Raw genomic sequence first — 14467 nt, 5'->3', positions numbered from 1 at the left:
CCTACCAGGGAGTCCCCGCTATGGGTACCGCCGTTCAGGCGACGGATCCGATGACACCGATGGGGGTGCGCGGTGTGTCGTGGTGGATCGGGGTGTGCGCGCCGGTCAGCGAGACCCCGCTGCCGCCACGCCGGTCGGCGACGATCTCCGCCGCGATCGACAGGGCGGTCTCCTCGGGCGTACGGGCTCCGAGGTCGAGGCCGATCGGCGAGCGCAGCCGGGCCAGTGCCGCCTCGCCGACCCCGGCTTCGCGCAGCCGTCGGTTGCGGTCCTCGTGGGTGCGGCGCGAACCCATCGCGCCGACGTACGCGACGGGCAGCCTCAGCGCCCGTTCCAGCAGCGGCACGTCGAACTTGGCGTCATGGGTGAGGACGCACAGCGCGGTGCGGCCGTCGACGTCCGTCGATTCCAGATAGCGGTGCGGCCATGCCACGACGATCTCGTCCGCCTCGGGGAAGCGCTGCCGGGTCGCGAAGACGGGGCGGGCGTCGCACACCGTCACGTGGTAGCCCAGGAACTTCCCCGCCCTCACCAGCGCGGACGCGAAGTCGATGGCACCGAAGACGATCATGCGGGGCGGCGGCACGCTGGACTCGACGAGCAAGGTCAGCGGGTGCCCGCAGCGCGAGCCGTCCGCGCCGATGACGGCGGTGCCGGTACGGCCCGCTTCCAGCAGGGCGCGGGCCTCGCCGGCCGCGGTGCGGTCCAGCTCCGGATGGCCGCCCAGGGTGCCCTCGTACGAGCCGTCCGCACGGACCACCAGGGCGCGGCCCAGCAGATCGGCCGGTCCCGAGGTGATCCGGGCGAGGGCCGCCGTCTCCCCCCGGGCGGTCGCGGCCAGCGCATGCGCGAGGACCTCGCGGGCAGCGTCGCCCGCGCGTACCGGGGTCACCAGGATGTCGATGATCCCGCCGCAGGTCAGGCCCACGGCGAAGGCGTCCTCGTCGCTGTAGCCGAAGCGCTCGAGGACGGTCTCGCCGTCCTCGAGCGCCTGCCGGCACAGCTCGTAGACCGCGCCCTCCACACATCCGCCGGAGACCGAACCGATGGCCGTGCCCTCGCTGTCGACGGCGAGCGCGGCACCGGGCCGGCGGGGTGCGCTGCCGCCGACCGCGACCACCGTGGCCACGGCGAAGTCACGTCCCCGCCCGACCCACCGGTGCAGCTCTTCGGCGATGTCCAGCATGTCGGTCTCCTTGCGGGTCTGCGAACGGCGTTGACGGCACGGCGGGGTCAGCGGACCCCGAGCCAGCCCTCGATGGGATGGAGGGCGAAGAACACCACGAAGATCGCGGCCAGTCCCCACATGAAGGCGCCCACCTCACGGGCCCTGCCCTGGGCGGCCTTGATGGCGGCGTAGGAGATGACACCGGCGGCGACGCCCGGCGTGATGCTGTACGTGAACGGCATCAGCACCACCGTGAGGAAGACCGGGATGGCGACCGAGCGGTCGCTCCAGTCCACGTGCCGGGCGTTCTGCATCATCATGGCGCCGATGACGACCAGGGCCGCGGAGGCGACCTGGGGCGGCACGATCGCCGTGAGCGGGGTGAAGAACAGACAGGCGGCGAAGAACAGGCCGGTGACGACCGAGGCGAGACCGGTCCTGGCCCCCTCGCCGACACCCGTCGCGGACTCGACGAACACCGTCTGGCCCGAGCCGCCGGCGACACCGCCGATCGCGCCGCCGGCGCCGTCGATGAACAGCGCCTTGGACAGACCGGGCATCCGGCCCCGCTCGTCGGCGAGCTCGGCCTCGGTGCCGACACCGATGATCGTGGCCATGGCGTCGAAGAACCCGGCCAGCACCAGGGTGAAGACGATGAAACCGACGGTCATCGCGCCGACGTCGCCCCAGCCGCCGAAGTCGACCTGCCCGAAGAGCGAGAAGTCGGGCATGGAGACCGCGCCGCCGTGCAGCTCGGGCGGAGCCATGTTCCAGGCCTTGGCGTCCAGACCGGCCGTGTTGTGGACGACGACGGCGACCACGGTGCCGACGACGATGCCGATCAGGATCGCCCCGGGTACACCACGGGCCTGGAGCATGAAGATCAGCAGCAGGGTGACGCAGAAGATCAGGACGGGCCAGCCCGCGAGCTCTCCGCCGGTGCCGAGGGTGACGGGCGGGCCGAACTCCGCGCCCTTGCCGACGAAGCCGGCCTTGACGAGTCCGATCAGGGCGATGAACAGTCCGATGCCCATGGTGATGCCGTGCTTCAGGGGCAGCGGGATGGCGTTCATGACCAGCTCGCGCAGACCGGTGACCACCAGCAGGCAGATCACCACGCCGTACACCACGCACATGGCCATGGCCTGCGGCCAGGTCATTTGGGGCACGACCTGCGAGGCGATGACGCCGGAGACGCTCAGACCGGCCGCGAGGGCGAGCGGGACCTTGCCGATGAAGCCCATCAGCAGGGTGGTCGCGGCGGCGGCGAACGCGGTCGCGGTGATGAGACCCGGCTGGCCGAGGACGTTTCCGGCGGCGTCCTCGCCGTTCAGGATCAGCGGGTTGAGCAGGAGGATGTACGCCATCGCCATGAAGGTGGTGATGCCGCCGCGCACCTCGCGCGCGACCGTCGATCCTCGTTCGGAGATGTGAAAGTACCGGTCGAGCCAGGACCGCCCGGCCGGGACACGAGAGCCGTGGCCCGCGTCCTCCGCCGTGGTCCTGGACTTCACTGACGACTGGGTCATGTTTGCCTACTCCCAAGGTTCACAGGGGCACCCGCAGACCGTGTGGAGGTCTCGACGGCCTGACGGCCTGCGGGATTTGGGATATTCCGTTGGCTGCACGACCCGGGGGACGGCCCGAGACGAACGAGGTCCTGTCCGGACCTGAGGGGTGTTGCGTGTTACCGGTTGCCGCGATGGGACGCGGGTTCCCCGACCGCGGGCGGTTGCGGTGCGGGGCGCTCCGGACGGTGCGCGCACAGGGGAGTGCGACGTTCCCGGGTGGGCACGCACCGTCCGGAGAGCGGATGGGGTCAGGTACCGGTCAGATGCTCGGGACGCACCGGTGTCCTGTTCAGCTCGAGTCCGGTCGCGTTCCGGATCGCCGCGAGGACGGCCGGGGTGGACGACAGGGTCGGAGCCTCGCCGATGCCGCGCAGCCCGTACGGGGCGTGCTCATCGGCGAGTTCGAGCACATCGACGGGGATGGTCGGCGTGTCGAGGATGGTCGGGATCAGATAGTCCGTGAAGGAGGGGTTGCGCACCTTCGCGGTCTTCGGGTCGACGATGATCTCCTCCATCACCGCCATGCCCAGGCCCTGGGTGGTGCCGCCCTGGATCTGGCCGACGACGGACAGCGGGTTCAGCGCCTTGCCGACGTCCTGGGCACAGGCCAGTTCGACGACCTTGACCAGACCGAGCTCGGTGTCCACCTCGACGACCGCGCGATGGGCGGCGAAGGAGTACTGGACATGGCCGTTGCCCTGTCCGGTGCGCAGGTCGAAGGCCTCGGTGGGGCGGTGCCGCCATTCGAGGTCCGCCTCCACGGCCTCGTCCTCCAGCACGTCCACCAGATCGGCGAGCACCTCGCCGCCGTCGGTGACGACCTTGCCGCCTTCGAGCAGCAGCTCGGCGGTGGCCCAAGCGGGGTGGTACGAGCCGAACTTGCGGCGCCCGATCTCCAGGACCTTCTCGCGTACGGCCTCACAGGAGTTCTTCACCGCGCCGCCGGTGACATAGGTCTGGCGGGAGGCGGAGGTGGATCCGGCGGAGCCGACCCGGGTGTCGGCGGGGTGGATGGTCACCTGGGTGACGCCCAGTTCGGTGCGGGCGATCTGGGCGTGGACGGTGACACCGCCCTGACCGACCTCCGCCATCGCGGTGTGCACGGTCGCGACGGTCGCTCCACCCACGACCTCCATGCGCACCCTGGCGGTGGAGTAGTCGTCGAAGCCCTCGGAGAAACCGACGTTCTTGATGCCGACGGCGTAGCCGATCCCGCGGACGACGCCCTCGCCGTGCGTGGTGTTGGACAGCCCGCCGGGCAGCGCGCGGACGTCGGCGCCCTCGGTGGTCACCCACTGCTGCTCGGGCGGCAGCGGCATGGCCTTGACGCGGCGCAGCAGTTCGGCGACCGGTGCCGGGGAGTCGACCCGCTGCCCTGTCGGCAGGAGCGTGCCCTGCTTCATGGCGTTGATCTGCCGGAACTCCACCGGGTCCATGCCCAGTTCGGCCGCGACCTTGTCCATCTGGGCCTCGTAGGCGAAGCACGCCTGGACCGCGCCGAAACCGCGCATGGCGCCGCAGGGCGGGTTGTTGGTGTAGAGCGCGATCGCCTCGATGTCGACGTCGTCGACGACGTACGGGCCGACGGAGAGGGACGAGGCGTTGCCGACGACCGCCGGGGAAGCCGAGGCGTAGGCGCCGCCGTCCAGGACGATCCGGCACTTCATGTGCGTGAGCTTGCCGTCCCTGGTGGCGCCGTGCTCGTAGTACAGCTTCGCCGGGTGGCGGTGGACATGGCCGAAGAAGGACTCGAACCGGTTGTAGACGATCTTGACCGGCTTGCCGGTGCGCAGCGCCAGCAGACAGGCGTGGATCTGCATCGACAGGTCCTCACGGCCGCCGAAGGCGCCGCCGACGCCGGCGAGCGTCATCCGGACCTTGTCCTCGGGCAGGCCGAGTACGGGCGCGATCTGGCGGAGGTCCGAGTGCAGCCACTGGGTGGCGACGTACAGATCGACGCCGCCGTCCTCGGCGGGCACGGCGAGACCGGACTCGGGGCCGAGGAATGCCTGGTCCTGCATGCCGAAGACGTACTCGCCCCGGACGATCACATCCGCCCGCCCGGCGGCCTCGGCGGCATCGCCGCGGACGATCGGCTGCCGGTGGACGATGTTGGGGTGCGCGACATGGCCCGCGTGGTGGTCGGTGCGGTTCGGGTGCAGCACCGGCGCGTCGGGCGCGGTCGCGGAGGCCTCGTCGGTGACGACGGGCAGCTCCCGGTACTCGACCTTGATCTTCGCGGCGGCGCGGCGGGCCGTCTCCGGGTGGTCGGCGGCGACCAGGGCGACCGGCTCGCCGTGGTGGCGGACCACACCGTTGGCGAGGACCGGGGTGTCCTGGATCTCCAGACCGTAGTTCTTCACCTCGGTCGGCAGGTCGTCGTAGGTGAGTACGGCGTAGACGCCGGCCTGGGCGAGCGCCTCGGAGATGTCGATGGAGACGATTTCCGCGTGGGCGACGGTGGAGCGCAGGATCTGGCCCCACAGCATGTCCTCGTGCCACATGTCCGAGGAGTACGCGAACTCGCCCGTGACCTTGAGGGTGCCGTCGGGGCGCAGCGTGGACTCGCCGATGCCGCCCTTGGTCGGGGAACCCTGGGTGACCTTGGCGGGAGCCCCGGCCGGGCCGTCGGCGACTCGTGGATTCAGCGCCATGGGGCTCAGACCGCCTCTCCCTGACGCGCGGCCGCGAGACGGACCGCGTCGAGGATCTTCTCGTAACCGGTGCAGCGGCAGAGGTTGCCGGACAATGCCTCGCGGATGTCCCCGTCGGACGGGGAGTCGTTGCGCTCCAGCAGTTCGTCGGCGGCGACCAGCAGGCCCGGGGTGCAGAAGCCGCACTGCACGGCGCCGGCGTCGATGAACGCCTGCTGGATCGGGGCGAGTTCCACGCCCTCGCCGGTCTGCGAGTCGGTCCCCGAGGCGGTCCAGTGCCGGGCGTCCTGGAGGGACGTGCCCGTGCCTTCGGACGTATCCGCGTCACCGCAGGTGCCCGTGGCGCAGGAGGTGGCACGCTGCCGGGCGAAGTCCGCGAGGCCCTCGACGGTGACGACGTCGCGGCCCTCGACCTGGCCGGCGGCCACCAGGCAGGCACAGACCGGCACGCCGTCGAGACGGACCGTACAGGAGCCGCATTCGCCCTGCTCACAGGCGTTCTTGGAACCGGGGAGACCGAGGCGCTCCCGCAGCACATAGAGGAGGCTCTCGCCCTCCCAGACGTCGTCGGCTTCCTGTGGGCGGCCATTGACCGTGAAATTGACGCGCATGATCAGGCAGCTCCTTCCAGCGTGCGGCCGGTGCCGCGGTACTGCTCCCAGGTCCAGCCGAGAGTGCGGCGGGCCATGATGCCGACCGCGTGGCGGCGGTAGGTGGCGGTGCCGCGGACGTCGTCGATCGGGTTGCACGCGGCCGAGGCGAGCTCGGCGAACTGCTTGGCGATCGAGGGGGTGATGATCTTGCCGTTGTCCCAGAAGCCGCCCTCTTCCAGCGCGGCGTTCAGGAACTCCTCGGCGGCCTTGGCGCGCACCGGGGTGGGCGCGGCGGAGCCGATGCCGGTGCGCACGGTGCGGGTCCCGGGGTGCAGGGCGATACCGAAGGCGCACACGGCGATCACCATCGCGTTGCGGGTGCCGACCTTGGAGTACTGCTGGGGGCCGTCGGCCTTCTTGATGTGGATCGCCCTGATGAGCTCGTCCGGGGCGAGCGCGTTGCGCTTCACTCCGGTGTAGAACGCGTCGATCGGGATCCGCCGGGTGCCGCGCACCGACGCCACCTCGACCTCGGCGCCCGCGGCCAGCAGGGCAGGGTGGGCGTCGCCGGCCGGAGAGGCGGTGCCGAGGTTGCCCCCGACAGCTCCGCGATTGCGAATCTGCGGGGATGCGACGGTGTGCGAGGCGAGCGCCAGACCCGGCAGCTCGGCCCGGAGGTGGTCCATGATCCGTGCGTAAGGGACGGAGGCACCGAGACGGACGCTCTCCTCGCCCACTTCCCACTCGGAGAGCTCGGCGATGCGGTTCAGGTCCATCAGGTACTCCGGGCGCCGGTGGTCGAAGTTGATCTCGACCATGACGTCCGTACCACCCGCGATCGGCACGGCCATGGGGTGCTCGGCCTTGGCGGCGAGCGCCTCCTCCCAGCTGGCGGGGCGAAGGAAGTCCATGAGTGGCTCTCTTCTACGTGATTCGGTCGTTCACAGGGGCTGGGGACGGCCGGCCCTGGACTGAGTGTTCAAGTCCTGTTAACGCGGTGTGGCCCCAGTACACAAGCACCGGCCCGGCGGGTGCAGTCACCGAAACCATGAAGGAGTTGGCTGGTCGCCACCCTCGTCTTGTAGATTCGAACGAAAGGCGGGTTCCCTTTACCTCTCGGCTTTCCTCCGGAAATCCCGGGCACCCTCCTCGGCTCACTCCAACGGCAACAACGAGACAGATCGGCGGCGACGAGATGCGGCTGCGCGCACTGCTGGAAACCGATGCGCTGGGACTGCGGCTGCTCGGCGGCGACGACGAGCTGGACCGCGGCGTCCGTGGAGTGATGACGACCGACCTCCGGGACCCGAGCCGCTATCTCTCGGGCGGGGAGCTGGTCCTCACCGGGCTCGCATGGCGCCGCTCACCCGAGGATTCCGAACCTTTTGTACGCATTCTCGCAACTGCCGGGGTCTCGGGTCTCGCTGCCGGGGAGGCGGAGCTCGGGGCCGTCCCCGAGGATCTGGTCGAGGCGTGCCGGCAGCACAAGATGCCCCTCTTCGCGGTCCATGAATCCGTTGCCTTCGCAACGATCACCGAGCATGTGGTGCGGCAGGTCTCGGGCGAGCGGGCCGGGGACCTGGCCGCCGTCGTGGACCGGCACCGCCGGATGATGACCTCGGGCCCTGCGGGCGGCGGCCCCGAGGTGGTGCTCGACCTGCTGGGTTCCGACCTGGACCTTCGCGCCTGGGTCCTGTCCCCCACCGGCCGGCAGATCGCCGGCGCCGGTGATCCGCTGCCGTCCGGCGTGAGCACCGTTCTCGCCGGGGAGCACCTGGCCGCGACCCGTACCGGCCGCCGCGCCCCGCACCGGGCGACCGTCGGCGGATCCGCGTACGCGCTCTTCCCGATCCGCAACACGGGACGGGGTGCGGCTCCCGCGTCGCACGACGTCCGCGAGACCGTGCTGTCCGACTGGCTGCTCGCCGTCGAGGCCGACGCGTCGGACTGGCCCGCCGCCCGGCTCGACCTGCTGCAGGGCGTCACCCAGCTGATCGCGGTGGAGCGGGACCGGCGCGAGGCCGCACGCACGGTGCGCCGCCGGCTCGCCCAGGAGGTGCTGGAGCTGGTCCAGGCCGGCGCCGCGCCCGCCGAGATCGCCGCCCGGCTGCGGGTCGCCGCGCCCGTGCTGCTGCCCGGCCTCGGCACCGCCCCGCACTGGCAGGTCGTGGTCGCGCGGGTGGACTGGGACGAGAAGGGGGGTGCCCCCGTCGAGGCGGGTCCAGTGGCCCAGTCACTGCTCGAGGAGATCCTGGTCGACCCGGCGACGACGGGCCCGGAGTCCGCGGACCGCATCGCTGTCGCCCACACGGGGGACGAGGCCATTGCGCTGGTGCCACTGCCGGCGGTTGCCGCGACAGCGCCGTCCACCGATTCCGGGACACCCGACGATCTCGTCGAAGGCCCGGCGGCCGACGTCGGCACCAGCAGCGCGGGGCTGCATGCCGACGCGCTGCTCGCCGCCGTACGCAAGCCCCTGTCCGCCGGGCTCGACGGCGACGGCCGGCTCACCCTGGGCGTCAGCGCCGCCGTCCATTCGGCCGAAGGTCTGCGCGGCGCCCTGGAAGAGGCACGCCACGCCCGCCGCGTCGCCGCCGCCCGCCCGGGCCGGGTCTGCGCAGCCGGACACCACGAGCTGGCCTCGCACGTGCTGCTGCTCCCCTTCGTCCCCGACGACGTACGCCGCGCCTTCACGGCCCGTCTCCTGGACCCGCTGCGCGACTACGACCAGCGCCACCGGGCGGAGCTCATCCCCACGCTGGAGGCGTTCCTGGACTGCGACGGTTCCTGGACCCGCTGCGCGACGCGGCTGCATCTGCACGTGAACACGCTGCGGTACCGGGTCGGCAGGATCGAGCAGCTGACGGGGCGTGATCTGTCCCGGCTGGAGGACAAGCTGGACTTCTTCCTGGCGCTGCGGATGAGCTGAGGCACGGGGCGGGGCGGCCGCGTCCGGTGCCGACCGCAGCTGCTCTCGTCGCCGACCCCTGCGGGCACTCGACCGCCGACTGGCGAAGACGGCGCCCCATAGTCCGTCACAGCGCCACGATGCCCATCGACTCGCAGATGACTTCCGGCCAACTTGCGGGCGGAAAACAATCACTCGCGCACCCCTTCTTTACACCCCCCTCACAAGTAACCCCCGGTACGACCACGGCATTCGCGCGTGCCGCGCCGAGCGGACCGCTGCAAGTGATGCCCCGTCATGGGCTTCCGACGCCGAAATCGCCCCTTGCCGCGCCGCGTTGACCTGTGACTAAGGTGAGGCCGCGCGCCGCACGCGAGGGATCTTGACCATCCCGTCGTGATGCGCGCATGTCATAAGGCGGCCGGGGGGATCGGCGCCGCCACGGGGGAAGGACGGTTCGTCATGCCGCGATGCCGGCTTGCCGTGAACACGGCGAACGTTGTGAGCGCAGCCCTGGTCGCTGCTGTCTGCTGCCCCTGGTCCCGTATCGGGACGGCGGGCTGACCCGCGCATCTCCACCGCCTCTTCGGGCGGTCACCCCTGCCTGCACTCGTTCGCTACGAAGGATGCTGCTTTGCGCCTCAGACCGGGGTTGTTCAACCCCAGATCACGAACTTCCACCACATTCACCACAGCCGTCACGTCCGTCGCCGCCCTCGCCGTTCTCGGCGGGCTGGCCGTCCAGCCCGACGCCCTGAGCCGGATCGCCGGACAGCGCATGGCCCCGGCGAGCGACTCGTACGACGGCTACGACACCAAAGCAGCCGAACAGCTGCGCGAAGATCAGTGTGTGGCCGCCCAAGCCCTGCGCATGGGCGGACCCAGCATGTACGCCCTCGCGCAGGAGGCCATCACCCTGCCGCCCGATCAGCTCCACAAGAAGCTCGAACGGGACATCTTCAACGACAAGACCCCGCTGCACCAGGCCAACGACGCGGACAGAGGCAGCACCGACCAGTGGGTCGACAAGGTCGGCAAGCAGGGGTCCGCGTGGTCCGGCGCCGTCAGCGGCCTGGAGTCCTACCCCGACGCACCGCGGGACGCGGGCAAGATCTTCGACCAGACCGGGCTGCTCCCCTGGCTCTACCAGTCGTACTTCAATCCCGTCGAGGTGTTCTCCCCGTTCTTCGACCCGTCGCCCACCGCCGACGACAAGACGAAAGCCGCCGCGCTCGCGATCGGCGACCCGCTGTACACCACGGGAGGGACGCCGAAGGAGCGGGAGGCGTGGACGCTGTGGAAGAAGAACTCCGGGAAGATCGAACCCAACCAGTTCTTCGTTCCCCGCGTGTTCACCGATGACGCCCGTATCTTCCTCGCCGCGGGTGGATTTCCCCGTACGGCCCCGGCCCCGGACACCGCGGAGTTCCGCATCGCGGTCGAGGACCTGAAGGCACGCTTCGGGTCATGCGCGTGGCACGACCCGATCGACCCGAACCGGGTGCTCGGCAAGGAGGTGGCGCAGGCGTCCGCCGAGTGGCAGCAGGAGATCGCCTCGCAGGCCACCCAGCGTCAGCAGATCCTCGACGCCGGCCTCACCGCCACGAAGACGCTGCAGGACGGCACATTCACGCTGGGGCAGATCGTCGGCCAGTCGTGGCTCGCGGACTACTACACCCGCTGGCAGGACTACTGGTCCGCGGGCGGGCTGGGCTGGATCGGCGACAGCTATGTGACGATCGAGGTGCCCGGCGCGAAGGGCAACTGCCTGGACGTCCAGGGCGGTGGCAAGACCAATGGCACCGCGGTCCAGATCTATACCTGCAACGGCGGCGCCGCCCAGCAGTGGACGCTGGAAGGCAGCGAGGGCGACCTCCACCTCCGCAACGTCAACTCGCTCAAGTGCCTTGATGTGGCGGGGAACGCGTCGGCGAACGGCACGAAGATCCAGATCTCGGACTGCTACAAGTCCAAGGGGCAGTCGTGGAAGGGCGATGTGCGTGCCACCTCGCCGCTGAAGAGTGTCTCCACGGGCAAGTGCCTGGATCTGAGTGCCTTCACCAAGAGCACGGACGCGCGGCTGTGGGACTGCAAGGACGCCAGTGCGCAGAAGTTCCTGATCAAGCCGTCCGGCCACAAGGGCACCGACAGCCCCCTGTACCCGGAGAAGGCGCAGTTCGACAAGGCGAAGAAGGGCGTCACCGACACCCAGGCGGCGGCGAAGAAGCACCTCGCCACGCTCAAGGCCCAGCTGGAGGCCGCGAAGAAGGCAGCCGCCGCGTCGGATACCGCGGAGCAGGCCGCCTATGCGATCGCCGACAAGAACGGCGCCCCGCGAGGCCGTGGCCTGATCGTGGGTCAGCAGAAGGCGCAGGTCACCAAGGGTGCGGTGGCTGCGCTGACGGCGATGGTGAAGGCCGGTGAGACCGCCGAGGCGGCGACCCGCGCCTCGGCCGGGGACAGCGACACGATCGCGCAGCGCGCCCTGGCGCAGGCCGCGCAGGTCAACGCGGAGTTCCGTAAGGAGGCCGCGCACAAGGCGGAGTTGCAGGCGAAGGCGGCGGCGGACGCGGCCAAGCTGCACCGGGACAACGCCAAGAAGGACAAGGAGACGGCGGAGGCCAAGCTCGCGGTCGCGCTGAAGGCGGAAGCCAACGCGAAGGCGGCCGCGGCTGACGCGCACGCCAAGCGGCTTGCGGCGGAGGCCGAGGAGAAGACGGCCAAGGCGGAGAAGGAGACCGCCGCGGCCAAGCAGGCCGAGGCCAACCAGCACAAGCAGACCGCGCAGGCCGAGGCCGCGAACGCGCAGGACGCCAAGGAGAAGGCGGAAGCCGCCGAAGCCACGGCGGTCGCGCGGAAGAACGACGCGGTCAAGGCCCGTGACAACGCCCGCGACCTGAACAACGACGCGTGGGACGCCGCGCAGAAGGCCGACTCGGCCCGGGCCAAGGCCGACGCCAAGGAGGCATTCGCCCAGGCGCACGAGTCCGACGACAGCGCACAGGAGTCCAGGGCGGCAGCCAACGCGGCCGACACGTACGCCACTGATGCCGAGGCGGCCGCCGGCCGGGCTCGGTCGGCGGCGGATGCCGCGTCGCAGGCGGCGGCCGAGGCGGACGCCGCGGCCACTCGCGCGGAGGCGGCTGCCAAGCGCTCCCGTGCGAACGCGGACGCCGCCCAGGCCGCCAAGCTGCGCGCCGACGCGGCGGTGAAGACCGCGACCAGCGCGGTGGCCGATGCCATCAAGGCCTCCGAGCACGCCTCTTCGGAGGCGAAGACGGCCGTCGAATTGGCGGAAGAGGCGGAGAAGCTGGCCAAGACCGCCAAGTCCGAGGCGGACGAGGCGAGCAAGGAGGCCGGCAAGGCGCTGGTGGCTTCGGCGAAGGCCGCGGGCTTCGCCCATGTCACCGCGCAAGCCGCGGTCGACGCGGGCAACGCCGCAGCCCAGGTCGCCAAGCCCGCCAACGACGCGATCCAGCTCGGCTCCCCGTACGTGACGACCGATGCGGCCGCGAGCCTGGTCGTGCTGACCGGCCAGGCGTCCAAGTCGATCGCCGACCAGCAGCAGGCCGTCGCCGACGCCCACGCCAAGAACGCGCAGGCCGAGGCCGCTGCGGCCAAGAACCTCGCCGACCAGGCCACCGGCGACGCGAAGATCGCCTACCAGTACGCGGCCAACGCCGCCGCACACGCCGCAACGGCACGCACCTACTCCAAGGAGGCCCTGGGCTACGCGGCCGACGCCGCGGCAGCCGCCTCGAAGGCCGCTCAGTCCCTGGCCCGCACCGTCGAGTACGACCGCCAGGCCACAGCCGACGCAGCCGCCGCCGACCAGGCAGCCGGACGCGCCGAGGGCTACGCCAAGGACGCCCGTGCCTCGGCCGACCAGGCCGCGCTCGACGCCCAGGCAGCACGCGAGGCCGCAGCCGCGGCCGAACAGGCAGCCAAGGACGCCCGCGCCGCCGCCACCCGCGCCGACGCCGCAGCCACCGAAGCCGAACAGGCCGCCAAGGACGCACTCAAGTACGCCCAGCAGGCCCAGAAGGCGGTGGACGAAGCGGCCCGCAACGCCGCGAACAAGCAGGTCTCCACCGGTGCCGGTACCGGAGTCGGCGGCACCTGGTACGTCGTCAACGAAGACACCATCGAGATCACCGACACCAAGCAGCACAACCCCTGCGAGATCAAGATCGGGTTCGAAGGCTGCACGGTCACCTTCACGGTCACCTTCAGCGCGGTGGTCGACTTCTTCCTCTGCGCCAACCCCGAGGCGACGGCCACCGCCGGCGGCTGCCCGTCCGAGGACACGCTCCTCGTCGAAAGCAAGCGATTCCCAGGTCTGAAGAAGGACGTCACCAACTACTTCTCCAAGCTGGACCTGATCGAGCAGACCCTCACCTACAAAATCATCAGGGCGGTCCTGGTCCAGGACTTCATCGACTGCTACCACGGCAGCGCCAGCGGCTGCGCCTGGGCCCTGAGCAACTTCATCCCCGGCAAGGCGTTCACCAAGGTCTTCGAAGGGATCCGCGCCCTGGACGCCGCGATGAAGACCGGCATCGGCGTCGCCGACGCGTTCAAGGCCCTCAAGGTCCTGGACCTGGATCCCGCGACCCTCGCCAAGATCTCGCAGCAGGTGAACATCTACGAGGACGCGTTCACCGCCTGCAGGACGAACAGCTTCCCCGGCGCCACCCAGGTGCTGATGGCGGACGGTTCGCACCGGCCCATCAGCCAGGTGGGAGTGGGCGACCTGGTCAGGGCCACTGACCCGGTATCCGGCAAGCTGCGGGCCCGTAAGGTCACCGACACCTTCCGGCATGGCACCGAGCGGCTGGTGGACATCACCGTCGCCGGTGGAGGGAAACTGTCCAGCACCGCCGGCCACAAGTTCTATGTGGTGGGCCGTGGGTGGACACTGGTCTCCGAACTGCGCGCCGGTGACCGCCTCCGCACCCCGGACGGCTCCGTCCGCCCGGTGACCGCCCTCCGCGACCGCTCGGGCCTGGCTCCGCGCACGGTCTACGACCTCACGGTCGACGACCTGCACACGTTCTTCGTGCGCACGTCGGGTCAGCGGCCCGAAGACGTGCTCGTCCACAACTGCCTGAACCTCGTGGCCGACGAGGGCAGGGAGGGTGCACACACCATCACGCAGCACGTGGACATCAGCGGGCAGAGGCTGGAAGAAAAGATCGCCAAGGACGGCGTCGTGTCGGTCTGGGCCGATAAGGCCACCGCGATGCGCTGCACCAACGACGCGTTCCAGCAGTGGTTGCAGCGCAGCCCGAAGAACGGTGAGAAGCTCGCGAAGTGGATCACCGCACAGCGCAAGAAGCCGAAGTCGGAGATCTTCGATCCCCGCTACGACCTCTTCCCCATCGAGTGGGAGCTGCGCGGCGAGGGCTCGCTCGGCAAGATCTGGCGTGCGGGATCCCAGACACCGGTGGACGCCGGCAACAAGGTGATCATCAGGATCAAGGCAGTGCGAGGAAAGGCGCACGCCGGGGACGAGACTGCGGGCGTCCCGGACAACTTCGTCATCTTCACCAGTTACCCGAAGTAGGAGAAGC

At 70.4% G+C, this 14467-nt stretch carries 7 protein-coding genes; 2 read left to right on the top strand and 5 right to left on the bottom strand.

Translation table 11 applies throughout. From position 1 onward, the window contains the following. Nucleotides 1-34 precede the first annotated feature (34 nt). From ACTWOL_RS29365 to ACTWOL_RS29345, 5 genes are all read right to left on the bottom strand, one after another. Nucleotides 35-1186 carry an XdhC family protein gene (locus tag ACTWOL_RS29365; RefSeq protein WP_474299844.1) on the bottom strand — a complete coding sequence of 384 codons (1152 nt, stop codon included), beginning with the start codon at nucleotides 1184-1186 and terminating at the stop codon, nucleotides 35-37. A 47-nt stretch (nucleotides 1187-1233) separates the two neighbouring features. Next, nucleotides 1234-2697 carry an NCS2 family permease gene (locus ACTWOL_RS29360; RefSeq protein ID WP_474299843.1) on the bottom strand — a complete coding sequence of 488 codons (1464 nt, stop codon included), beginning with the start codon at nucleotides 2695-2697 and terminating at the stop codon, nucleotides 1234-1236. Nucleotides 2698-2987: 290 nt separating this feature from the next. Then, nucleotides 2988-5393: a xanthine dehydrogenase family protein molybdopterin-binding subunit gene (locus ACTWOL_RS29355; RefSeq protein WP_474299842.1), complete on the bottom strand. Its 2406-nt coding sequence runs from the start codon at nucleotides 5391-5393 to the stop codon at nucleotides 2988-2990. 5 nt (nucleotides 5394-5398) lie between these two features. Then, entirely contained in the window at nucleotides 5399-6004 is a 606-nt protein-coding gene (locus tag ACTWOL_RS29350) for a (2Fe-2S)-binding protein (protein WP_474299841.1), read from the bottom strand. 2 nt (nucleotides 6005-6006) lie between these two features. After that, nucleotides 6007-6897 (bottom strand): FAD binding domain-containing protein, encoded by an 891-nt coding sequence (locus ACTWOL_RS29345; protein ID WP_474299840.1) that lies wholly within the window; start codon nucleotides 6895-6897, stop codon nucleotides 6007-6009. A 284-nt stretch (nucleotides 6898-7181) separates the two neighbouring features. Here ACTWOL_RS29345 and ACTWOL_RS29340 point away from each other — a divergent pair, with 284 nt between their 5' ends. Further along, nucleotides 7182-8915: a PucR family transcriptional regulator gene (locus ACTWOL_RS29340; RefSeq protein ID WP_474299839.1), complete on the top strand. Its 1734-nt coding sequence runs from the start codon at nucleotides 7182-7184 to the stop codon at nucleotides 8913-8915. Nucleotides 8916-9528: 613 nt separating this feature from the next. Beyond that, the gene (locus ACTWOL_RS29335) at nucleotides 9529-14460 is read left to right on the top strand and encodes a ricin-type beta-trefoil lectin domain protein (protein WP_474299838.1); all 4932 of its coding nucleotides are present in this window, start codon (nucleotides 9529-9531) and stop codon (nucleotides 14458-14460) included. Nucleotides 14461-14467 lie beyond the last annotated feature (7 nt).

The sequence above is a fragment of the Micromonospora sp. IBHARD003 genome (genome assembly GCF_056106285.1).
The sequence above is the reverse complement of the archived record's forward strand: the minus strand, read 5'-3'. Positions and strand labels throughout refer to the sequence as shown.